Here is a 22,340-nt window from a genome sequence, read left to right as displayed (position 1 = left end):
GTCAATCGGCGACCCGGATGCTCAGGGTGTTAGCCATGCGGTTCCCCACCCCGGCACTCTGGTTCACCTGAATCACCCCACGGCTGCCGGTGAAGGCCTGGTCGCTGGTAACGACCTGGCGGCTGCCTTGCTGAGGGTCAGATGCGCCCGAGCTTGGTAACAGCGCGACGTTCTGCTGCGAGAGCGCGCTGTCGTCGATGCTTTGCGGATTGGCGCTGATGCTGATCCGCAAGGCATTGACCATCTGGTTATTGGCCCCGGACGACTGGTTGACACCCAGTGCGCCGTTGCCGTTGCTGAAAGAGTGGCCGCCGATGGTGCTGCTGGCATTGACCGAGCGGTCGGCTGGCGTGGTGATCTTCTGGGTCACGCTGGTGCTGGCCTTGGCATTGGTGCCGATGGCGATGGCCCGCACGTTGGTCTGCTGTTGCTGGTCGCCGGCGGCCTGGTTGATGTTCAGGTTGCCGGTGTAGCCCGAGCCGGAATTGTTCAGGGTCGCGGTGTCCTGGACCTGGGTGGTGCTGTCGGCCATGGCTGAAGTACAGGCCAGCAGGGCGATAAACAGCAGTGAGCGCTTCATCTCAGCGGCCTCCGATGTTGCTCAACGGCGCCATGCCGGAGCTGATGGAGCGGTTGATCGACCCGGAGATCGACGACCCGGAGCCGCCACCGTGGCCAGCGCTCATGCCGGGCAGGCCGTTGGGATTGGTCACCACGTTGAGGCCGGCGACCCCGCTGCCGTTGGGCATCACGGCGCCGCGAACCAGCGAACCGCTGTTGATGCCGGCGAACTCGCTGTCGCTCATTTCGTTGTTGAGTGCGCCGGTGACCGGCCCCGAAGGATTGGCGTTGACCGTGGTCGGGTTGGGATCCAGATTCAGGGGACGACCGGCAGGGGTCGGATGCACCTGGCGTTCCAGAACGATCTGGCCATTGCCTGCTGCCAGGACCGGAAGGCTATGCACCGCGCTGACGGCACAGCCGATCAGCAGTAGGCGGGTGAAACGTTGCTTCAGAGTCCCCACGGCGGCATTCCTTCTTCTCAGTGCTGGCCCTAGTCAGCGTTGACAGGGAGAGAGCAGAAGCCGTGCCGCTTTTGATTTGTCTTGCAGATTCAAGGGCTTGCGAATGCAGTGCGGAAATGGGCCGCCTGACTGTTTCATGCTTGAGACAGTTCGCCATACCGGCCACTAGCCATGGCCTTGCAAATGCTCTGCAACAGGGGTTGCTGCAGGGGTGTATCAGTGACTTAACAGTTTCCCCCGCGCGTGACGCAGGCCCCGGAAATGGCGGCCTGATCGGCTGGGGAGTGTTTCAGAAATGGACACTCTCGTGCCGGGCCACCCTGCAGGATCAGTCCTGCAGCAGTTGCCGGACCTGGGCAAAGGCCTGTTGCCGGCGCGCCTGCCAATCCCCGCGAATGACCCGATAGGCTTGCCCATGGCGCTCCAGCCACTGCCGGGTGGCGGCAAAGAAGGCCAGGCGCTGTTCCAGTTGCGGCTGGCAGCGCTGACCGTCATCGCTCCAGTCCACATCCTCCGGCGATAGCAGCAGGTGCAGGTCGTAGTGGCGGGCCAGCAGTTGCGGCTCCAGCCAGGCCGGGCAATCGCCGAACAGGGCCTGGCTCCACAGCAGGTTGCTCAGCAGGTGGGTATCGAGGATCAGCAGGGCCGGCTGCTGCGAGCGCGCCTGATCCTCCCAGGCCAATTGGCCACGGGCGATCGCGGGGATGTCCGCCAGGCAGGTGTCGCGGCGTTCCTGCTCGATGAAGTGGCGCACGTACTCGCCCACCTGGATGCCGCCGAAGTGCGCTTGCAGCTCGGCCGCCAGCCAGCTCTTGCCGCTGGACTCGGGGCCGGTGAGGACCAGCACCTTCACGATTGCAGGGCCGGGTCGGCGCGCCAGGTGCGCCAGCCCTGGACCGCCAGCAGGGTGAACAGGGCGTAGAGCGCGGCGGTCAGGTACAGCGCCTTGTAGACGAACAGGCCGACGAAGATCACGTCCACGGCGATCCACAAAGGCCAGCATTGCACGCGTTTCTGCGCCATCCACCACTGCGCCACCAGACTGAAGGCGGTCAGGGCGGCATCTAGCCAGGGCTGGGCAGCGTCGGTCCAGTGGGCCATGGCCGCGCCCAGCAACAGACTGCCCAGTGCCCCCAGGGCCAGGCCCTGGAGCAGGCCGACGGTCTGCAACTGGCTGACCGGGCGCCCCTGATGCTGATCGCCACCCCGGGTCCATTGCCACCAGCCATAGAGCTGCAGCACGGCGTAGACCACCTGCAGGAGCATGTCGGAATAGAGTTTGACCTCGTAGAAGATCCAGCTGTAGAGCAGCACCATGACCAGGCCGATGGGCCAGCACCAGGGGTTCTGCCTGACCGTCAGCCAGACGGCGATCACGCCTAGCGCAGCGGCAAACAGTTCAAGCCCGGACATGGCGGTTCCTTGGGGAAGTGGAGGAGGGGGCGGATTGTACCCAGAGTCGGCCCCGGACGTTAGCCCGGAGCCGCGCGCCCGTGGCGCCTAGACGCGGAACTGGCGCAGCAGGCCGTTGAGCTGTTCCGAGAGTTCCTTGAGGTGCCGGCTGGCGGCGCTGGAGTGCTGGGCGGCCAGTGCGGTGCCCTGGGACAGGCCCGCGGCCTGACCGACGTTGTGGTTGATGTCCTCCACCACGTGGGCCTGTTGCAGCGTGGCGCTGGCGATCGAGGCGTTCAGGCCGTTGAGGGTGCGCAAGGCCTGGCCGATGGCGTTGAGGCTGGTGCCGGCCAGCCCGGCCTGTTCGATGGTCGACTGCGAGGCCCGGCTGCTGTCGCCGATGACCTTGACTGCGGCTTCGGAGTGACTCTGCAGGCGTTCGATCATGCCCTGGATTTCCGCGGTGGACTGCTGGGTACGCTGAGCCAGCAGGCGCACTTCATCGGCCACCACGGCAAACCCCCGGCCCTGTTCCCCGGCCCGGGCGGCCTCGATGGCGGCGTTCAGGGCCAGCAGGTTAGTCTGCTCGGCAATGGCACGGATCACCTCCAGCACGCTGCCGATCTGGGTGCTTTCCGTCGCCAGGGTGCGGATCACTTCCACGGCCTGGTCGATGGTCGCGGACAACTGGTCGATCTGCTGCAGACTGCCGTCGATGTTGAGCTGGCCCTGTTGGGCCTGGGCTTCGGCTTCGCGCACTTCGCTGGCCGCGTGTTCGGCATTCCTGGCCACATCCTGCACGCCGCTGGTGACCTGACTGATGGCCGCAGCCACCTGTTCCATCTGCTGGGACTGTTGCTGACTGCGTTCCTGGGCTTCGCTGGCGTTGCTGCCCAGCTCGCTGGATGACTGCTCCAGTGCGGCAGCGCTGGACTGCAACTGGGTGACCACCCCGCGCAACTTGGCGGTGAAGCCATTGAAATGCCGGGCCAGCTCGGTGACTTCGTCCTGGCCATGGGTATCCAGGCGCCGGGTCAGGTCGCTTTCACCGCTGGCGATGTTGGCCATGGCGTGCACCGTCTCGCGCAGCGGGTTGACGATGCTGCGCACGATCAGCACCACCAGCACGGTCATCAGCAGGGCGATCACCAGGCCGATGGAGGAGGCCTGCAGGACCTGGGCATAGAACTCCTGTTGCAGGTCATCGATGTAGACCCCGGAACCGATGATCCAGCCCCAGGGCTGGAACAGCTGTATATAGGAGGTCTTCTGTACCGGCTGCTCGGCCCCGGGCTTGGGCCAGCGGTAATCCACCATGCCGGCGCCCTTGGACTTGGCCAGGGCGACCATTTCATTGAACACCTCGAAGCCGTCCGGATCCTTGACCGCCGCCAGGTTCTGTCCGTCGAGCTTGGGGTTGGCCGGGTGCATGATCATCACCGGCCTCAGATCGTTGATCCAGAAGTAGTCATTCTGGTTGTAGCGCAACCCGCGGATGGCTTGCAGCGCCTGTTGCTGCGCCTGTTCGCGGCTCAGGCTGCCGGCGGCTTCCAGGCCCTGGTAGTAAGTGAGCACACCGGCGGCGGTCTGCACCACATGCTGGGTTTTCTGCGCCTTGGCCTGGTACAGGTCACCGTGAATCTGTCCGAGCATCATCACGCCCAGAGTCACCAGGGTCAGCACTGCCACGATCAGGATCAGCCACAAACGCTGACTGATGGACATCTTGCGCAAGCTATTCATCATCCGGTCACTCCTGGTTTTTGTACTTGTCATAAAAGGCCGTGTGCATCCAAGCACGCCTGCCTTCGAGCGCCTACCCTACGGAAGTCCAATAACATCGCGGTGTATTTTGCGCCTGTCTGTTAGGATTTCGGCGCCTTCGCGCAAAACCTGAACCTTTCTGCCCTTTTCACAGAATTTTCATGGGCTTGTGTTGAACTTACGGCCGGAAAATTTCACCTGCGCCCAGCGCAGTGACTGAGTCGACTACTTAAAAAAGAGGCATGCCACGAGCATCGCCTTATGGGGGATTAATGGATCTTTGGAGCGCCGCACAGGCATTGATACTTGGGATTGTCGAAGGCCTGACCGAGTTTTTGCCCATCAGCAGTACCGGACACCAGATTATCGTCGCTGACCTGCTCGACTTCGGTGGCGAGCGGGCGATGGCCTTCAACATCATCATTCAGCTGGGTGCGATCCTGGCCGTGGTCTGGGAGTTTCGGCGCAAGATCCTGGAGGTGGTGATCGGTCTGCCGAACCAGCCCAAGGCCCAGCGCTTCACGGTCAACCTGCTGATCGCCTTTCTACCGGCGGTGGTGCTGGGGGTGATCTTCGCCGACCTGATCCACGCTTATCTGTTCAACCCCATCACCGTGGCCACGGCCCTGGTGATCGGCGGGGTGATCATGCTCTGGGCCGAGCGGCGCCAGCACCGGGTGCACGCCGAAAGTGTGGACGAGATCACCTGGAAGGACGCACTGAAAGTCGGTTGTGCCCAGTGCCTGGCGATGATCCCCGGGACTTCGCGCTCCGGCTCGACCATCATCGGCGGGCTGCTGTTCGGCCTGTCGCGCAAGACCGCCACCGAGTTTTCGTTCTTCCTGGCCATGCCCACCATGGTCGGGGCCGCGGTGTATTCCGGCTACAAGTACCGGCACCTGTTCCAGCCTGACGATTTTCCGGTGTTCGCCATCGGCTTCGTCACGGCCTTCATCTTCGCCATGATCGCGGTCAAGGGGCTGCTGAAGTTCATTGCCAGCCACAGCTATGCGGCGTTTGCCTGGTACCGCATCGCCTTCGGCCTGCTGATCCTGGCGACCTGGCAGTTCGGTTGGGTCGACTGGACGGCGGTCAAGTCGTGAAGAGCGCCGGCCGCGCACCGCAGCCGGGCAGCGCTGCGCGAATCCGCCACCTGAGGTTCAAGCTGCTGGTGCTGGTCCTGCTGTGCGCCTTGCCGTTGTTCGGTTCGCTGTCCCTGTGGTGGCGCGGCATCTCGATCGTGCCCCTGGTGGCCTACGGCGCGGTCAGCCTGCTGACGTTCCTGTGTTACTGGCACGACAAGCGTCAGGCCCGGGCCGAGGGCCGGCGGATTCCGGAGAATGTGCTGCACGCCCTGGAACTGGCCGGCGGCTGGCCCGGGGCCCTGCTGGCCCAGCAACTGTTGCGGCACAAGACCCGCAAACTGTCCTATCAGACCTTGTTCTGGCTGATCGTGGCCTTGCATCAGGTCTACTGGATTGACCGGCTGTTCCTGGAAAACAGCCTGCTGAGCCTGTTCTAGAGCAGCAGCCCGACCTGCGCCCGCTTGGGCAACTTGCCCACCACCAGTTGATGGGAGCGTTGCAGCAGTGCCCGGAGTTCCTCGGCACCCAGCGGGTAGGGCGTTTGCATGATGATCCAGTGCGCCCGCGCCAGATAAGGCGCCGGGGCAATGCCCGGACGGTCGACATGGCCGAGAAACAGCTCCTGGTCGACCTTGAAGGCCAGGGAGCTGCCCCGCAGGTTCTGCAGGGCGAACATCTTGCTGCCGGCGATCGAGAACACGCGCACACCGCCCCATTTGTAGTCCTCGCGCGCCCCGGGCAGGTCCAGGCAGAACTGCGCCACTTGTTGTTCAGTGAGGATTGCGTCTTTCACAGCAGTCTTTCTCCACAGCCTTCGAAGGATTCGCTCAGGTGCTCGATCCAGGCCCGCACCGCCGGCAACACACCGCGGCGGTGAGGATACACCGCTTGCAGCCAGCCGCCGGGCAATGACCATTGCGGCAGCATCTGCACCAGTTGGCCGCTGGCCAGTTCAGCCTCGCAATACAGCATCGGCAGGACGGTGCAGCCCAGGCCGGCGAGGGCACAGGCGCGCCGCACGATGAAGTCGTCGATGCCCAGGCGCGCTTCCAGGGCCAGGTCGCAGGCCTGGCCTTGCTGGTCCAGCAGGCGCAGGTGCACCAGCCGATCGGCCTCCAGGGCGCCGAGGATGGGCAGCTGCCGCAGGTCTTCCGGATGCAGCACCGGGTGCTCCTTCACAAAGTCGGGACTGGCGACGATTGCGGTTTGCGCCGGGCGCAGGCGGCGGGTCACCAGCAGCGGATCTTCATCGCCGTGTTCACGCACCCGCAGGGCCACGTCGATGCCTTCGGTCACCAGGTCGACGCGGCGGTTGAGCAAGAGCATCTCCAGTTGCACCTGGGGGTATTTCTGCAGGTAGCTGCTGACCAGCGGTGTCAGCAACTCATGGGCCAACCCCACCGGGCTCGACACCCGCAGGCGTCCCCGGGGTTCGCTGGCCATGCTGGCCACGGCTTCATCGGCCATTTCCGCTTCCAGCAACATCGCCTGGCAATGGCGCAAGTAACGCTCGCCCACGGCAGTGAGCTTGAGCTGGCGGGTGGTGCGTTGCAGCAAGCGGGCCTTGAGCCGCTCTTCCAGTTCGGCGATGCGCCGCGACAGCCGCGACTTGGGAATGCCCAGCAAACGCCCGGCGGCGGCGAAGCCACCGGCTTCCACCACCTTGGCGAAGTAATACAGATCGTTGAGGTCTTGCATGAGAGGAGGGCTCGATTGTCCTGCTGATGGGACGAACTATCGCATTTATGCCGTCTAATCAGCTATTGAATTCATCTGTAGGATTGCGCACATCCGATCGCCCAGTGGCGGTCCTCACTTGGAGATCCCAGATGAAACTCTTGCATATCGATTCCAGCATCCTTGGTGACAACTCGGCCTCCCGTCAGCTGAGCCACAGCGTGGTCCAGGCCTGGAAAGCCGCCCAGCCTGAGGTGACCGTGACCTACCGCGACCTGGCCGGGGATGCCATCAGCCACTTCTCCGCAGCCACCCTGGTGGCCGCCGGCACCGTCGCTGAACTGCGTGACGCCGCACAGCAGCATGAGGCCGAGCTCAGCGCCCAGGCCCTGGCCGAATTCCAGGCCGCCGATGCGGTGGTGATTGCCGCGCCGATGTACAACTTCACCATTCCGACCCAGCTCAAGGCCTGGATCGACCGCATTGCCGTGGCCGGCCAGACTTTCCGCTACACCGAAGCCGGCCCGCAAGGCCTGTGCGCAGGCAAGAAAGTGATAGTGGTTTCCACCTCCGGCGGCTTGCATGTGGGCCAGGCCACTGGGGCTGCCCACGAGGATTACCTCAAGGTGCTGTTCGGTTTCCTCGGTATCACCGACATCGAGTTCGTTCGTGCCCACGGCCTGGCCTACGGTGAAGAAGTGCGCAGCAAAGCCCTGAGCGATGCCCAGGCGCAAATCAGCGAGCAACTCTTCGCCGCGGCGTAAGGCTTGTGTAAAGACGCTTTCCTGTACGGCAGGCAGCACTAGACTCTGTATTCTGATCACTGCTCGAAGTGATCAGGATGCGGAGTTTTTTTATTGGCGGTTTTCAGTATTTCTGGCCCATGTTATGCACGTTTACCGATGAGCGCAGTGGTGCTTGCGCGCTGTGCATCCCAGGGGCTGGGCCGATCTCGCTACAAGGCCTTGGCGGCAAGGGATGGCAGGGGCAGGGGGCTTTCTCGATCCAGCGGCAAAGGTGGGCGTGTCATGAAACGTCTTGGTGCAGTGTTACTGATCTGCCTGCTCAGCAGCCTGATGACGGTGCAAGCCGCCCCCGGGCCACATCCACACTGGAGCGTGGGTTTCCATGAGATGAGCTTTCTCGATCCCCTGGACCTGCAGCCGATGCGCGCCATCGCCTTTTATCCGTCCACCGGCATCGAGCATGCCAGTGTGCTCGAGGGCTACACAATCGACGCCTCGCGGGATGCCAAGATCGCCATTGGCCGCTTTCCGATGCTGATGCTGTCCCACGGCAATACCGGTACGCCCCTGGCCCTGCACGACCTGGCCACCTCCCTGGCGCGCAAGGGGTTCGTGGTGGTGGCGGTGATTCATCCCGGTGACAACTCCAAGGACCACAGCCGCCTGGGCACCTTGAGCAATCTCTATGGACGGCCGATCCAGATTTCCGAAGCCATTACCGCGACCCTGGGCGATCCGATGCTGTCGCCCTTCGTCAATGCCGACCAGGTCGGGGTGATTGGCTATTCCGCCGGCGGCGAGACGGCCCTGATTCTCTCCGGTGCCACGCCCGACCTGGATCGCCTGCGGCGCTATTGCCAGGAGCGCCCCGATGACCGGGATGCCTGCAACACCCGGGGCGAGCTGATCGTCGACCGTGACGACCTGCAGCCCGTGGCCGATCCGCGGGTGCATGCGCTGATGCTGATGGCGCCCCTGAGCCTGAAGTTTGGCCGCCATACCCTGGCCGGGGTGCATGTGCCCGTGCTGCTCTACAGCGGCGATGGCGACCAGCTGGTGGCCCTGGACAAGAACGCCGCGGCCCTGGCACGCAAGCTGCCGGTGGCTCCGGACTTCAAGCTGCTGGCCGGCGCCGGGCACTTCGTGTTCATGGCGCCGTGCACCGCCGAGCAGTTGGCGGCCATGCCGGCCCTGTGCACCGACGCCGACGGTGTTGATCGCGAAGACATTCACCGCAACCTGATTGCCGAAGCCGGTCGCTTTTTCGCCCATACCCTGGGTCGCCCAAGCCGGGCCGGGATGCAGACCGCCGACCAGTAACTCAGGCACCGGCCCGGCGCTTGAGCAGCAGCGTCAGTCCCAGGCCGGTGATCGAGAGCAGGGCGGCGCAGAAGAAAATCCACGAATACCCCAGGTTCAGGGCCACCGCGCCCATCAAGGGGCCGGCGATGGCCAGGGCCAGATCGAAAAACACCGCATAGGCACTCAAACCGGCACCACGGCTGCTGTTGGGCACCTGCTTGATGGCTTCCACCCCCAGCGCCGGGTACACCAGCGACAAGCCGAAGCCGGTGAGCCCGGCGCCGATCAGCGCCCAGGCCGTGGACGGCGCCAGCCAGAGCAGGGTCAGCCCCAGGGTCTCGACGCACATGCAGGCAATGGCCGAGCGAAAGCCGCCAAAGCGGCTGATGCTGGAGATGAACAGCAAACGCGAGCAGATGAAGCACACCCCGAACACCGTCAGGCAATAGGCGGCGCCGGTCCAGCCGCGGCTCAGGTAGAACAAGGTAATGAAGGTGGTCAGGGTGCCATAGCCGATGGAGGCCAGGCTGAGGCTGGCGCCGAAGGGGGCAATGCGCCCGAAGACCGCCCAGAACGGCAGGCGCTCGCCGCGAATCACCGGCACCGAGGGTTTGTTGCGAATCAGCAGCAGGGCCAGCACTGCCAGAACCGACAGGGCGATGCCCAGGCTGGTGAAACCGTATTGCTCAACTATCACCACCCCCAGCGGCGCGCCGATGGCAATGGCGCCGTAGGAGGCAATGCCGTTCCAGGAAATCGAGCGTGCCGTGTGTTCCGCACCCACCTGGCCCATGCACCAGCTGATGGTGCCGACCCCGATCAAGCCTTGGGCCACGCCCAGCAGCAGGCGTGCGCCCAACAGCACGGCAAGGCTCAGCAGTGGCCAGTGTTCCAGCCACACTGAAATCAGGGTCAAAAGCCCGCTGAGGAGAATCCCCAGCAAGCCGTAGATGATCGAGCGCTTGGTGCCCACGGTGTCCGACATGCGCCCGGCCATGGGCCGGCTGAGCAGGGTGGCCAGGTATTGCGCGCCGATGGTCAGCCCGGCAATCACCGCGCTGAAGCCCAGCTGTTCGTGGACGTAGCCCGGCAGCACGGCGATTGGCAGGCCGATGCAGAGGAAGGCAATAAAGGTATAGAAGACGATGGAGACGATCTGCAGGGTGATCGCCATGGAGCTTTGAGCGGAGGTCTGTGGCTCGGGCATGAAGGCTCGTTCGCGGGCGGCGGTTAGAGAGCCGCATCATCGCGTGCCGCGATGATAAAAGGAAGCAGGCTAACTATCTTGCCCCTCCGCCCCGTAGGAGCTGGCTTGCCAGCGAAGGCGTTCTCAGGGGCAATGCCGACTCAAGGGCCTTTTCGCCGGCAAGCCGGCTCCTACGAGAGGGGGTGGTGCATACGAAAAAGCCCCGTCACAACGGACGGGGCTTTTCTTGACGCTTGTGGCTTGAAACTGGCTGCTGCTTTAGAACATCACGCCCTGGCTGCGCAGGTAGTCGTCGTAGGTGCCGCTGAAGTCGGTCACGCCGCTTGGGCTCAGCTCGATGATGCGAGTGGCCAGGGACGAGACGAACTCACGGTCGTGGCTGACGAAGATCAGGGTGCCCGGGTAGTTTTCCAGGGCCAGGTTCAACGCCTCGATGGATTCCATGTCCAGGTGGTTGGTCGGTTCGTCCATCACCAGCACGTTGGGCTTTTGCAGGATCAGCTTGCCGAACAGCATGCGACCTTGCTCACCACCGGAAATCACCTTCACCGACTTGAGGATCTCGTCGTTGGAGAACAGCATCCGGCCGAGGGTGCCGCGGATCATCTGCTCGCCCTGGGTCCATTGGCCCATCCAGTCGAACAGGCTGACGTCGTCTTCGAAGTCATGGGCGTGGTCCTGGGCGTAGTAGCCGATTTCCGCGCTTTCGGTCCATTTCACCGAACCGGCGTCCGGGGTCAGCTCGCCCACCAGGGTGCGCAGCAGGGTGGTCTTGCCGATACCGTTGGGGCCGATGATCGCCACGCGCTCGCCGGCTTCGACGGTGAAGCTGAAGTTCTGGAACAGGGTCTTGCCATCGAAGCCCTTGGACATGCGCTCCAGGGTCACCGCCTGGCGGTGCAGCTTCTTGGTCTGTTCGAAGCGGATGAACGGGCTGACCCGGCTCGACGGCTTGACTTCGGCCAGCTGGATCTTGTCGATCTGCTTGGCCCGGGACGTGGCCTGCTTGGCTTTCGAGGCGTTGGCCGAGAAGCGGCTGACGAAGGTCTGCAGTTCGGCGATCTGGGCTTTCTTCTTGGCGTTGTCCGACAGCAACTGCTCGCGGGACTGGGTCGCGGCGATCATGTACTCGTCGTAGTTGCCCGGGAACAGGCGCAGCTCGCCGTAGTCCAGGTCGGCCATGTGGGTGCAGACACTGTTAAGGAAGTGCCGGTCGTGGGAAATGATGATCATGGTGCTGTTACGCGCCGTGAGAATGTTTTCCAGCCAGCGGATGGTGTTGATGTCCAGGTGGTTGGTCGGTTCGTCCAGCAGCAGCACTTCCGGATCGGAGAACAGCGCCTGGGCCAGCAGCACCCGCAGTTTCCAGCCTGGAGCGACTTCGGTCATCGGGCCGAAATGCTGTTCCAGGGGAATGCCCAGGCCCAGCAGCAGTTCACCGGCGCGGGACTCGGCGGTGTAGCCGTCCATCTCGGCGAATTCGGTTTCCAGCTCGGCCACGGCCATGCCGTCTTCTTCGGTCATTTCCGGCAGCGAGTAGATGCGATCGCGCTCGGCCTTTACCTTCCACAGCTCTTCGTGACCCATGATCACGGTGTCGATCACGGTGAATTCTTCGTAGGCGAACTGGTCCTGGCGCAGTTTACCCAGGCGCACGTTGGGCTCCAGCATGACCTGGCCGCCGGACGGCTCGAGGTCGCCACCGAGGATTTTCATGAAGGTCGACTTGCCGCAACCGTTGGCGCCGATCAGACCGTAACGGTTGCCACCGTTGAACTTGACCGAAACGTTCTCGAACAGTGGCTTGGCGCCGAACTGCATGGTGATGTTAGCTGTGGAGATCAATTACTTACCTACCAATGATTTAGCGCCGACCTTGAATCCACAAAGCGCGATCTGGAGCCTTCCAGGTCGGGCCGGTCTGAGTGTGGAGCTGAGCCAGCGGGCGTACGTCGAGCGCAACATTCCGGCGCCAGGGCCGGGTTGCTGAGCAAAAAGTGCGGGGTGCGTGTTGGAATTTGTGCGCATTGTCGCATATGTAAACGAGCAGTTGTATGACGCTCGGGTAGGGAATTTAGCCAGGTGGTGCGAAGTTCAGTGGTCACCGGCTGCGGTGCGGGCAGGAATCAGCGCTTGGATAAAGGCTTGCAACTGCGCGGCGGCCTCTCGCGGCGAGGCCTGGAGCAGGCAGTGTGGGCCGTCGATCTCCACCAGGTGCGCATCCGGGCGCAACTGCCTGACCAGGGCCGCCGCCCAGGCGGGCACCAGCCGATCGCGGGAGGCCCGCAGGTACAACACAGGCACCGAGGTTTCGCTCAGGGCCCGGCTCGCGTCCACCGCGATCACCTCTTGCAGCCGGGCCTGCAATACGGGTGGCGCCACCTGGGCAATGGCGGCCCCCAGCGCCTGGCGCAGCGATGGCGTGGAAAAACCGCCGAGCAACAGGGCGTCCATCGGCCAGAAGGGCAAGCGCCCCATGGGCAACAGCCCGAACAGCGGCGCCAGGGGCGCCAGTGCCGGCCGTGGGTTGCGCACAAAACTGCAGCACAGCACCAGCCCCTGCAATCGCGCCGGACGCCGGGCGGCAATGCTCACCGCCACCGGGCCGGAAAACGACTCGCCCAGCAATACGAACGGGCGGTCCGTCGGCAGCTGTTGCCATACCCGTTGCACCAGGGCGGCGTAGTCCAGCACCTGATCGGCGGGGTAATCCAGCACCTGCACGGGCAGGCTCGGGTCCAGGGCCAGGCGCAGCGGTTCGAACAGGGTGCCGGTGCCATCCATCCCCGGCAGCAGGATCAGGGTTGGCAAAACAGTGGGGGCGATCAATGGCGCTGTCCTTGCGGGGCGGAAGGGAAGTGGGCGGCGCGCAGCATAGCGCAGCCACCTGTTCGACACAGCCCTCAGGGGCAGGCCAGAGGGCTGCAGAGGGTTTTGTTGCGCTGCATCAAAACCTCACCCGATACCGGCAATTTTCTACAGAAGTAGCGCAGCTTTTCACAAATTTGAGTTAACCCTTGGTTACAAACTGTGGCTAAAATGCCAGCCGACGGCCAGATGCCGAGGGTCGGATCGGCGATGGAAACCTTCGCCGATCACGCTTTTTTCAACTCAGACGCTGCCATTTGCCTTTGGCCCTCCGGGCTTTCAGGGGCGCAGCATGTTCTCTTCTGACGTGTGACGATTTCCGTGAAACTCATCATTGCCGCTGTATACGTTTTATCCATTGCGTACGTACACCTGCGGGGGCGCGTGCGCCATAAACTGGGACGCCAACTCAGCGATCACTCGACCTTCCTGGCCCCCATCAACTGCTTCCTTTATCTGTTCTCCAAGTTTCCCAACCGGCCCTACCTGGACCCGGCCGACTTCCCCGAGATGAACAAGTTGCAGGAACACTGGGAAGAGATCCGCGCCGAAGGTCAGCAACTGTTGCAGGCCGGGGAGATCAAGCGCTCGGACCAGTACAACGACGTGGGTTTCAACTCGTTCTTCAAGACCGGCTGGAAGCGCTTCTACCTGAAGTGGTACGGCGACAGCCACCCTTCGGCGATGAAACTGTGCCCGCGCACCACTGAACTGGTGCAGAGCATCGGTTCGATCAAGGCGGCCATGTTCGCCGAGTTGCCACCGGGTTCGCGCCTGGTGCGCCACCGCGACCCCTACGCCGGGTCCTACCGCTATCACCTGGGGCTGTCCACGCCGAACAACGAGGGCTGCTTCATCGAAGTCGACGGCGAGCGCTATCACTGGCGCGACGGCGAAGCGGTGATGTTCGACGAGACTTACATCCACTACGCGGAAAACACCACCGAGCAGAACCGCATCATTCTGTTCTGCGACGTCGAGCGGCCGATGAAGTATCGCTGGGCCGCGGCGTTCAACCGCTGGTTCAGCCGCACCGTGATGTCCGCCGCCGGCTCGCCCAACGACGCCGGGGACAAGACCGGTGGCCTCAACCGCGCCTTCAACAAGCTGTACAAGATCCGCCTGCGGGGCAAGGAGTTGAAGAAGCGCAACCGCACCCGCTACTACCTGGAAAAGTGGGCGATCTTCGCTGCATTGCTGCTGCTGTTCATCTACATCTGATCGGCCCGGCTGGCGCTCGGCCGGCAGCGGTTTCCGGTCGCAGGCCGGTGCGGGAGCTGGCTTGCCAGCCAACGCCCCCTCAAGCCTGCGGCCGGGCTCGGCGGCCTCTTCGCCGGCAAGCCCGCGGACATCGGGTGTTACGTTCTGCAGGATTATTTAATTAACAAAGCCGAACCCTGGGCGTAGCGTGGAATCGTATTCGATACCTTGTCGCTCCTCAGGAGGCTTGTCATGAACAGTCTGGCTCGCGGCTTTGCCGCATTGATCACGCTGGCTTGGGCCAGCGGTACTGCCTGGGCCGCCAGCCCTGAAACGCCTCCTTTCAACGCCCTGCCAGGTTCCGTGCAGCTGGCGCAAAACCTGCCCAACAGCGGCAACAACGACCCCTACAGCAACCCCATTCGCCGGGCCAATCCCAACAGCATGCAGGGCACCCGCAGTGCCACTCCGCCGGTGCGCGGCCCCGGCACCGCGCCCATTGGCCGGCCGCCGACCCTGGAGAACGGCGGTATTGGCAACGGCTATCCCCGTGGCGGGGTGCAGCGGCCAAACCCCGACCCGCGGGTGCAAAGTCCTCGAAATATCGATAACGACAACAGCAACCGGCGCTGAGCTGTCTTGCTGGATGGGCGGCCGCTGCGGTGCGGCTCGCCAGGGATTCTCTTGAGCCATAGAAGGAAGCGAGCATGTTGCGTAAAACCCTATTCGCCACCTTGTGCGCCAGCGTTCTGCTGGGCGGTGCCTGGCCCGCTGTGGCGGCCAGTGCCCAGTCCTTCGCCAGTGAGCAGGGCCGTCTCAGCCTGACCCCGGTGGTGCAAGGTCTGCAGCATCCCTGGGCCCTGGCATTCCTGCCGGATCGCCAGGGCCTGCTGGTCACCGAACGTCCCGGCAACCTGCGGGTGGTGAGCCCGGACGGCAAGCTTTCGGCGCCGTTGAGCGGGGTGCCCAAGGTCTGGGCCAATGGCCAGGGCGGCTTGCTCGACGTGGCACTGTCGCCGGACTTCAAGCAGGACCGCCTGGTGTACCTGTCCTACGCCGAGGGCGGTGGCGAGGGCGGGACTGCCGGCACCGCCGTGGGGCGCGGGCGCTTGAGCGACGACCTGAGTGGGCTCAAGGATTTCCAGGTGATCTTCCGCCAGGAGCCCAAGCTGTCCACCGGCAATCACTTCGGTTCACGGCTGGTGTTCGACCGTGACGGCTACCTGTTCATCACCCTGGGGGAGAACAACAACCGGGCCACCGCGCAGGACCTGGACAAGCTTCAGGGCAAGATCGTGCGCCTGTATGCCGATGGCCGGGTGCCGGACGACAACCCCTTTGTCGGCCAGGCCGGGGTGCGGCCGGAGATCTGGAGTTTCGGCCACCGCAACCCCCAGGGCGCGGTGCTCAATCCCTGGAGCGGCACCCTGTGGGAGAACGAGCACGGGCCCAAGGGCGGCGACGAGATCAACCTGATCGAGCGCGGCAAGAATTACGGCTGGCCCCTGGCGACCCACAGGGTCAACTATTCCGGCCAGCCGATCCCAGAGGCCTCGGGCCAGACGGTCCCGGGCACCGTGGCCCCGCATCATGTCTGGGAAAAGTCTCCCGGCATCAGCGGCATGGCCTTCTACGACGCCGATCGCTTCAAGCCCTGGCAGCACAACCTGTTCATCGGCGCCCTGGCCGGCCGCGAACTGATCCGCCTGCAATTCGATGGCGACCGAGTCGTTCATGAAGAGCGTCTGCTGGGGGACCTCAAGGCGCGCATTCGCGACGTGCGCCAGGGGCCGGACGGTTATCTGTACATCCTCACCGACGAGGATCAGGGCGGCCTTTACAAGGTTGGCCTGGAATAATCCGCCCCAACACCTCCAAGCGCAGGAGCTGGCTGGCCAGCGAAAGCGTCGGCGAGCACAGCACCAGGCTCAAGGACCGCTTCGCCGGCCAGCCGGCTCCTGCGCCTGGGGGCGCGAGGAGAGGATCACCGCGGCCCGCAGCTTGCTGCTGCCGAAGCTGCACATCTTGTCGAACTCGCCGTGGCTCACCGGCAGGTGCTGGCAGTCCATGGGCTGGCGGTGCTGGCTGTGGTCCACATCCGGATCGTGCAGGTAGACGAAGTCGTCGTCGCAGTCGGTGACTATCACCCAGTGGGGGGCCTTGGAACGGGTCAGGCGGTAGCTGCTAATCAGCACCAGGGGCTGGCCGCCTTCACTGAGGCGCTTGGGCAGGTCCAGCGGTCCTCCCAGTACCTGCTGCACTTCGCTGGCGTCCAGTTCCCTGCAGAACTCGTCGTGGACCAGGCGCATGACGTCCTTTTTATGCTCGTCACGCACGCCATTGAGAAACAACGGCCCGGCGCTGTTGACCTGCAGGCGCACCGCAAAGCCCCGGCGCCAGGCAGCCAGCGCCAGGCCCTGGGGGCTGCAGCCGCCGTGGCCCGAGGTCATGAACACTGTGGTGGCTTCACGCCAGATCTGCAGTTCCTCGCGCCGCTCCAGCGGGCGCGAGGGTTGCAGCGCGGCCATGGCCATCAACAGGCAGGCCGGGCCGCAGGTGAAGTCGGTGGTCTGCTGGTAGTAAGGCACGCGGATGCTGCGGGTTTCGCGGTGCTGGAGGATGCGCTTTTCCAGGCGCAGGGCATCGGCGTGGTCTTCGTAGTAGTCGTGGATCCGGGCAAAGCGCCGGTAGCCATGGCGTTCGTACAAGGCCAGCGCCGCCGGATTGTCGGTGCGGACCTCCAGGCGCAGATAGGCGCAGTCATGGGCCAGGGCGCAGGCCTCGATCCGTTGCAGCAGGCGTTTGCCCAGGCCCAGCCCCCGGGCGTCCTCGGCAATGGCGATGGAGTACAGGCGCGCCAGGGAGGTGCCGCGATGAAACAGCACCAGGGCATAGCCCAGCACGCGCGCCTGATGTTCGGCCACCAGCAGTTGCCCGTGGGCGCGGTTGATCATCCACTGGAAGCTGCGCGGGGTCAGCCGGTCGCTGGTGAAACATTGCTGTTCCAGGGCCACCAGCGCCGGCAGATCGTCGGGGGTTGCAGTGCGAAAGACAAGATCCATATAACCGCCGTAAAAGTTGCGTAACGAAACGAGACTTCAAAAAAAGTTCGTGCTTAATAGAAAGGGTCAGGTTCTAAAGCGAGAGCGAACTTTATGTCAGCGGTACAAGGTCATTGGCGAGAAGTATCCGAGCAAAGTTTGCCGGCGACAATCACTTCGACAAGTTATTTTTCCCCACTGGGCAGAACTTCAAGTCAAGTCATCATCATTGTCGAACGCAAGGAAGACTGGGCCTCCTACTTTCCCAGCGAAGACATTCTCACGGCCCAGGAATACCTCGAACAAAGCCGCGAAAGTGTGCCGGGAAAACGGGTCCAGGTGATCAACCTGTGCCGCAGCTACAAGTACCTGGGGCACGGCTACTACTGCTCGTTGCTGGCCGAAGCCCGCGGCCACCGGGTCATTCCCTCGGTGCGCACGATCAGCGAACTGACCCGCAAGGCCCTTTACGGACTGGCTCTGGACGACCTGGACAAGACCCTGGAAAAGGCCCTGAGCAATCACCTTTACAGTGATACCGAAGGCTTCACCTTGACCCTTTACTTCGGCAGGACACATATCGAGCCATTGCAGGAGTTGGCCCGCCAGTTGTTTGAACTGTTTCCCTGTCCGATCCTGTTAGTTGATTTCAAGAGAACTGACAGTTGGCATATCGAAGGCGTGAAGTCCGGTGCCTTGCACAAGTTGCGCGACGATCAGGAAGACCAGTTTGCCAACTCGCTGGACAGTTTCAGCCGCAAAGTCTGGCGGGTGCCGCGATCCCGGCAACTGGCCCGTTATGACTTGGCGATACTCCACGATCCCCATGAAGCGCTGCCGCCTTCCAATGCCCGGGCGCTGGAGAGTTTTATCCGGGTCGGCAAGGGCCTGGGCATCGATGTGGAGCTGATCGAGAAGAAGGACTACTCGCGGCTGGCCGAATACGACGCGTTGCTGATCCGCGAAACCACCAGCGTAGACAACCACACCTACCGCTTTGCCAAGAAGGCCGAGAGCGAAGGGCTGGTGGTGATGGACGATCCGACCTCGATCCTGCGTTGCACCAACAAGGTCTATCTCACAGACCTGCTCAAGGGCCATCAACTGGGCATGCCCGCCACCGAGATTCTCTACAAGGAGCGACCGGAGGATTTCGAGCGAGTGGGCGAACGCCTGGGCTTTCCCCTGGTGCTGAAGATTCCCGACGGCTGCTTCTCCCGGGGGGTGATCAAGGTCGAGAGCCAGCAGGCGCTGCTGGCGGCCACCGCCGAACTGTTCGAGCACTCGGTGCTGCTGCTGGCCCAGGAATTCTTCTACACCGAGTACGACTGGCGCATCGGCGTGCTCAACCGCAAGCCGATCTTTGCCTGCCAGTACTTCATGTCCAAGGGCCACTGGCAGATCTACAACCACAAGGCCAAGGGCCAGGACATCAACGGCGAGTGCCGCACCCTGGCGGTCCACGAAGCACCGCGGGCGGTGGTGGAGCTGGCAGTGAAGACCGCCAACCTGATCGGCGACGGGCTGTACGGGGTCGACCTCAAGCAGTCCGGGGACAAGGTGGTGGTGATCGAGGTCAACGACAACCCCAACCTCGATGCCGGCATCGAGGACGCCTACCTGCAGGACGACCTGTACTCCCTGGTGCTGGAGGAATTCGTCCGCCGCCTGGAACTCAAGCGTCGCGGCCAGGCCTGGTGAGGCGGCGATGCTCCACAGCTATCGGCTGGACCTGGGCAGATTGCAGGCGGCACCGGCAGGGGAGGCCCAGGTCATGCTGTTCAGCAACCCGGACCTGGCGGAGCGCGAGCTGTTGCACAGCGCCTTCAAGCTCGACGAGCACGCCCTGGCCTCGGCGCTGGACCCGGACGAAGTGTCGCGCATCGAATTCCATCCCGATTACCTGTTCCTGATCTGGAAGCGGCCGGAAAACTATTCCGGTGGCGGCAGCCTGTCCTTCGAAGTGTCGTCCTGCGGCCTGCTGTTCTGCCCCGACCGGCTGCTGGTGATCGCCCCCGACGACACGCCACTGCTGGGCCTGGGGGCGCGGCATCATCTGCACAGCCCGCTGGACGTGCTGCTGGACCTGTTGCTCAACAACATCCATCACTACCTGGGGCACCTCAAGGTGATCAAGCTGGTGGCCCGGGAGCTGCAGCACAAGTTCAACAGCTCGATGGAAAACCGCCACCTGATGCAGATGTTCAACCTGAGCGAGAGCCTGATCTATTACCTCAATGCCCTGCACAGCAACGGCGCGCTGCTGACCCGCCTGCGCAACCATGCCGAAAAGGAGCGTTTCGGCCCGCAGGCGGTTGGCCTGATCGACGACCTGATCATCGAGAACAACCAGTGTTACAAGCAGGCGGAAATCTACTCCACGGTGTTTGCCGGGCTGATGGACGCCCGGGGCAACCTGATGAACAACAGCACCAACAAGCTGCTGCGCAAGCTGACGCTGATCAATGTGGTGTTCCTGCCGCTGAACCTGATTGCCAGCATTGGCGGCATGTCCGAGTTCAGCATGATGACCGCCGGCACGCCGTGGTGGATCGCCTATTCGCTGTTGCTGCTGGCCATGCTGCTGGCGGCGGCCGGCATGTCCCTGGGGCTGCGTCGGCTCACCGGCCACAGTGACCGGGCCGGATGAGGCTTACTGCGGCTGCAGGGTCAGCACCTCAAAGCCGTCGCGGGTCACCGCCACCGTGTGCTCCCACTGGGCCGAGAGGCCGTTGTCGCGGGTCACCACGGTCCAGCCGTCCTTGAGCCCGCGGACCCGGGCGCTGCCCTGGTTGAGCATGGGTTCGATGGTGAAGACCATGCCTTCACGCAGTTCCAGGCCGGTGCCGGGGCGACCGAAGTGCAGGATCTGCGGCTCCTCGTGCATCTGCCGGCCGATGCCGTGGCCGCAGTATTCGCGCACCACGCTGTAGCCCTTGGCCTCGGCGTGGGCCTGGATGGCATGGCCGATATCGCCGAGGCGAGCGCCGGGGCGCACCACCTTGATCGCCGCCCACATGGCCTCGAAGGTGGTGTTCACCAGGCGCCGGGCCTTGGGGCCGACCTCGCCGATCAGGTACATCTTGCTGGAGTCGGCGATGTAGCCGTTCTTTTCCAGGGTGATGTCGATGTTGACGATGTCGCCGTCCTTGAGCACGGCCCTGGCGTCGGGCATGCCGTGGCACACCACCTCGTTGATCGAGGTGTTGATGCAATAGGGGTAGTTGTACTGGCCCTTGCTGGCCGGGCGCGCCTTGAGCTGGTGGCGGATGAAGTGCTCCACCGCGCTGTCCAGCTCCAGGGTGGACAGGCCGGCGCCGACAAAGCCGTCGAGGAAACTGAACACCTCGGCCAGCAGCCGCCCGGATTCGCGCATCAGCGCCAGTTGTTCCGGAGTCTTGATCAATGCCGGGGTCATGCCTGCCCCCTGAGCAGATCGGTCTTGTTGAGCAGCAACTTGTTGATCAGGTCGTTGTAGGCCAGGTGCGGGTTGAGCTCGGCCAGCAGGCCGATCTTGATCCAGAACTCGGCCTGGGCGTTGATCGAGCGATCCATGGCGGCGCTGGCCACGCGGATCTGCTGGTGCAGTTCATCGGAGATCTTGACGATGCCCATGTTTGGGGGCTCCCTTGAGCAAATATATGAATCGTATATGTTTCGTATAGTCAGCTGCAAGCTGCAAGCTGCAAGCTGCAAGCTGCAAGCTGCAAGCTGCAAGCGGTAAGCGGTAAGCAGGAGGGAGCAGGAGCTGTGGTGTTGGGTGTCAGTCTCGGAGAAAAGCATTGACCGCCAGGGGCCGGCGCGGTTAGTTTCCGGTCCATGACTTTTTCTGCCTATCGTTCCCAGCCAAGCATTATTACCGCCATTCCTGATTGGCGGGCTTGCTGACGACTGCACCCAACCCGCCCTGGAGGCGGGTTTTTTCTCTCTGTCTCCCGGGCTCCGAACACAGCCAGGAGCACCCTCATGAATCACCCCAGCCGTCTTGCCAGTACCCCTTTGCCCAGCGCCGACATGGCCTTGCTGGAGCGCTACGTGAAGATGATCCTCGCCGCACCGGTGTACGACCTGGCGATCTGCACGCCGCTGCAGGCCGCCCCCGCGCTGTCGCTGCGGCTGGGCAATCAGATCCTGCTCAAGCGCGAGGACCTGCAGCCGACCTTTTCCTTCAAGATCCGTGGTGCCTACAACCGCCTGGCGCAACTCACCCCGGAGCAGAAGCGGCGGGGGGTGATCACCGCGTCCGCCGGCAATCATGCCCAGGGCGTGGCCCTGGCCGCTCGGGAGCTGGGGATCAAGGCGACCATCGTGATGCCCGCCAGCACCCCGGAACTCAAGGTGCTGGGAGTGCGCAGCCGCGACGCCGAGGCGATTCTGCAGGGCGAGAGTTTTCCCTTTGCCCTGGCCCACGCCCTGAGCCTGGCCCAGCACACCGGGAGCACCTTCGTCTCGCCCTTTGATGACCCCCATGTGATTGCCGGGCAGGGCACCGTGGCCATGGAGATCCTGCGCCAGCACCCGGGGCCGCTGGATGCGATCTTCGTCCCGGTGGGCGGAGGCGGGTTGATCGCCGGGATCGCCGCCTACGTCAAGTACCTGCAGCCACAGATCCGCATCGTGGGCGTTGAGTCAGAACATTCCAACTGCCTGCAGCAGGCATTGGCGGCGGGGGAGCGGGTGGTCTTGCCCGCGGTGGGCACCTTTGCCGACGGCGTCGCGGTGGCGCAGATCGGCGAGCACGGTTTTCAGATCTGCCGGCATCACGTGGACCAGGTGATCAGCGTCAGCAACGACCAGCTGTGCGCCGCCATCAAGGACATCTACGACGACACCCGCTCGATCACCGAGCCGTCCGGCGCGCTGGCGGTGGCCGGGATCAAGCAGTACGTGGCCCAGGGCGGCATCAGCGGCCAGACCCTGGTGGCCATCGACTCCGGCGCCAACATCAATTTCGACAGCCTGCGCCACGTCGCCGAACGCGCCGCCTTGAGCAGCATTCCGGCCTAGCCGCTGGCTTGCCAGCGCAGACGCCC

The 22,340-nt window shown here is 63.6% G+C and carries 23 protein-coding genes; 10 read left to right on the top strand and 13 right to left on the bottom strand.

What is annotated here, in order from left to right; translation table 11 throughout:
* Position 1: 1 nt before the first annotated feature.
* The 5 genes from PST29_RS15805 to PST29_RS15785 form a co-directional block, all read right to left on the bottom strand.
* Entirely contained in the window at positions 2-580 is a 579-nt protein-coding gene (locus PST29_RS15805) for a hypothetical protein (RefSeq protein WP_060843637.1), read from the bottom strand.
* A gap of 1 nt (position 581) precedes the next feature.
* The gene (locus PST29_RS15800; protein ID WP_060843636.1) at positions 582-1,025 is read right to left on the bottom strand and encodes a hypothetical protein; all 444 of its coding nucleotides are present in this window, start codon (positions 1,023-1,025) and stop codon (positions 582-584) included.
* Between the two features lie 328 nt (positions 1,026-1,353).
* Positions 1,354-1,878 carry an AAA family ATPase gene (locus PST29_RS15795; RefSeq protein ID WP_060839371.1) on the bottom strand — a complete coding sequence of 175 codons (525 nt, stop codon included), beginning with the start codon at positions 1,876-1,878 and terminating at the stop codon, positions 1,354-1,356.
* Complete coding sequence (pnuC, locus tag PST29_RS15790) at positions 1,875-2,438, bottom strand: nicotinamide riboside transporter PnuC (RefSeq protein WP_060839370.1); 564 nt, start codon at positions 2,436-2,438, stop codon at positions 1,875-1,877. Before pnuC ends, PST29_RS15795 begins: the two co-directional genes overlap by 4 nt.
* Positions 2,439-2,525: 87 nt before the next feature.
* A complete protein-coding gene (locus PST29_RS15785) occupies positions 2,526-4,160 on the bottom strand; it encodes a methyl-accepting chemotaxis protein (protein WP_060841948.1) in 1,635 nt (544 codons plus the stop codon).
* Between the two features lie 293 nt (positions 4,161-4,453).
* Here PST29_RS15785 and PST29_RS15780 point away from each other — a divergent pair, with 293 nt between their 5' ends.
* Positions 4,454-5,284, top strand: a complete 831-nt coding sequence (locus PST29_RS15780; RefSeq protein WP_060843635.1) for an undecaprenyl-diphosphate phosphatase — start codon at positions 4,454-4,456, stop codon at positions 5,282-5,284.
* Positions 5,281-5,703 carry a DUF1294 domain-containing protein gene (locus PST29_RS15775; protein ID WP_060843634.1) on the top strand — a complete coding sequence of 141 codons (423 nt, stop codon included), beginning with the start codon at positions 5,281-5,283 and terminating at the stop codon, positions 5,701-5,703. Before PST29_RS15780 ends, PST29_RS15775 begins: the two co-directional genes overlap by 4 nt.
* On the opposite strand, the gene PST29_RS15770 is transcribed toward PST29_RS15775, so the two are convergent.
* Positions 5,700-6,059, bottom strand: coding sequence for an MmcQ/YjbR family DNA-binding protein (locus tag PST29_RS15770; protein WP_016968591.1), 360 nt, complete (start codon positions 6,057-6,059; stop codon positions 5,700-5,702). The two genes, PST29_RS15775 and PST29_RS15770, sit on opposite strands and share 4 nt — an antisense overlap.
* Positions 6,056-6,964, bottom strand: coding sequence for a LysR substrate-binding domain-containing protein (locus tag PST29_RS15765; RefSeq protein WP_060839367.1), 909 nt, complete (start codon positions 6,962-6,964; stop codon positions 6,056-6,058). Before PST29_RS15765 ends, PST29_RS15770 begins: the two co-directional genes overlap by 4 nt.
* 131 nt (positions 6,965-7,095) lie before the next feature.
* Between PST29_RS15765 and PST29_RS15760 the strand changes: the two genes are divergently transcribed.
* Both PST29_RS15760 and PST29_RS15755 read left to right on the top strand, forming a co-directional pair.
* A complete protein-coding gene (locus PST29_RS15760) occupies positions 7,096-7,707 on the top strand; it encodes an FMN-dependent NADH-azoreductase (RefSeq protein ID WP_060843633.1) in 612 nt (203 codons plus the stop codon).
* A gap of 264 nt (positions 7,708-7,971) precedes the next feature.
* Complete coding sequence (locus PST29_RS15755) at positions 7,972-9,009, top strand: alpha/beta hydrolase family protein (RefSeq protein ID WP_060843632.1); 1,038 nt, start codon at positions 7,972-7,974, stop codon at positions 9,007-9,009.
* 1 nt (position 9,010) lies between these two features.
* On the opposite strand, the gene PST29_RS15750 is transcribed toward PST29_RS15755, so the two are convergent.
* The 3 genes from PST29_RS15750 to PST29_RS15740 all read right to left on the bottom strand — a co-directional run bounded on the left by PST29_RS15750 (position 9,011) and on the right by PST29_RS15740 (position 13,027).
* Positions 9,011-10,198 carry an MFS transporter gene (locus tag PST29_RS15750; RefSeq protein WP_060843631.1) on the bottom strand — a complete coding sequence of 396 codons (1,188 nt, stop codon included), beginning with the start codon at positions 10,196-10,198 and terminating at the stop codon, positions 9,011-9,013.
* Positions 10,199-10,456: 258 nt separating this feature from the next.
* Positions 10,457-12,043 carry an ABC-F family ATPase gene (locus PST29_RS15745; RefSeq protein WP_016965368.1) on the bottom strand — a complete coding sequence of 529 codons (1,587 nt, stop codon included), beginning with the start codon at positions 12,041-12,043 and terminating at the stop codon, positions 10,457-10,459.
* Between the two features lie 249 nt (positions 12,044-12,292).
* Positions 12,293-13,027: an alpha/beta fold hydrolase gene (locus tag PST29_RS15740; RefSeq protein ID WP_060843630.1), complete on the bottom strand. Its 735-nt coding sequence runs from the start codon at positions 13,025-13,027 to the stop codon at positions 12,293-12,295.
* A 360-nt stretch (positions 13,028-13,387) separates the two neighbouring features.
* Here PST29_RS15740 and lpxO point away from each other — a divergent pair, with 360 nt between their 5' ends.
* From lpxO to PST29_RS15725, 3 genes are all read left to right on the top strand, one after another.
* The gene (gene lpxO, locus PST29_RS15735; RefSeq protein WP_060839362.1) at positions 13,388-14,287 is read left to right on the top strand and encodes a lipid A hydroxylase LpxO; all 900 of its coding nucleotides are present in this window, start codon (positions 13,388-13,390) and stop codon (positions 14,285-14,287) included.
* Between the two features lie 231 nt (positions 14,288-14,518).
* Positions 14,519-14,899, top strand: a complete 381-nt coding sequence (locus PST29_RS15730) for a hypothetical protein (protein ID WP_060839361.1) — start codon at positions 14,519-14,521, stop codon at positions 14,897-14,899.
* Positions 14,900-14,973: 74 nt separating this feature from the next.
* Complete coding sequence (locus PST29_RS15725; RefSeq protein ID WP_060843629.1) at positions 14,974-16,125, top strand: PQQ-dependent sugar dehydrogenase; 1,152 nt, start codon at positions 14,974-14,976, stop codon at positions 16,123-16,125.
* 69 nt (positions 16,126-16,194) lie between these two features.
* Here the strand turns inward: PST29_RS15725 and rimI are convergent, their stop codons facing one another.
* Entirely contained in the window at positions 16,195-17,328 is a 1,134-nt protein-coding gene (gene rimI, locus PST29_RS15720; protein WP_060843628.1) for a ribosomal protein S18-alanine N-acetyltransferase, read from the bottom strand.
* A gap of 93 nt (positions 17,329-17,421) precedes the next feature.
* Between rimI and PST29_RS15715 the strand changes: the two genes are divergently transcribed.
* The gene (locus PST29_RS15715) at positions 17,422-19,008 is read left to right on the top strand and encodes a RimK family protein (RefSeq protein WP_060843627.1); all 1,587 of its coding nucleotides are present in this window, start codon (positions 17,422-17,424) and stop codon (positions 19,006-19,008) included.
* A gap of 7 nt (positions 19,009-19,015) precedes the next feature.
* Complete coding sequence (locus PST29_RS15710; protein ID WP_060839357.1) at positions 19,016-19,957, top strand: magnesium transporter CorA family protein; 942 nt, start codon at positions 19,016-19,018, stop codon at positions 19,955-19,957.
* Positions 19,958-19,960: 3 nt separating this feature from the next.
* On the opposite strand, the gene map is transcribed toward PST29_RS15710, so the two are convergent.
* Together map and PST29_RS15700 are read right to left on the bottom strand one after the other, a co-directional pair.
* Positions 19,961-20,725: a type I methionyl aminopeptidase gene (gene map, locus PST29_RS15705; protein WP_060843626.1), complete on the bottom strand. Its 765-nt coding sequence runs from the start codon at positions 20,723-20,725 to the stop codon at positions 19,961-19,963.
* Positions 20,722-20,922, bottom strand: coding sequence for a ParD-like family protein (locus PST29_RS15700; protein ID WP_047304509.1), 201 nt, complete (start codon positions 20,920-20,922; stop codon positions 20,722-20,724). The genes map and PST29_RS15700 overlap by 4 nt, the downstream gene beginning before the upstream one ends.
* 351 nt (positions 20,923-21,273) lie before the next feature.
* On the opposite strand from PST29_RS15700, the gene ilvA reads away from it, so the two are divergent.
* Positions 21,274-22,314, top strand: coding sequence for a threonine ammonia-lyase, biosynthetic (gene ilvA, locus PST29_RS15695; protein ID WP_082729250.1), 1,041 nt, complete (start codon positions 21,274-21,276; stop codon positions 22,312-22,314).
* Positions 22,315-22,340 lie beyond the last annotated feature (26 nt).

Source organism: Pseudomonas sp. St29 (assembly GCF_001547915.1).
In the GTDB taxonomy this organism is placed as follows: Bacteria; Pseudomonadota; Gammaproteobacteria; order Pseudomonadales; family Pseudomonadaceae; genus Aquipseudomonas.
Note: the sequence above shows the minus strand (reverse complement) of the source record. Positions and strands in the feature narration are given on the sequence as shown.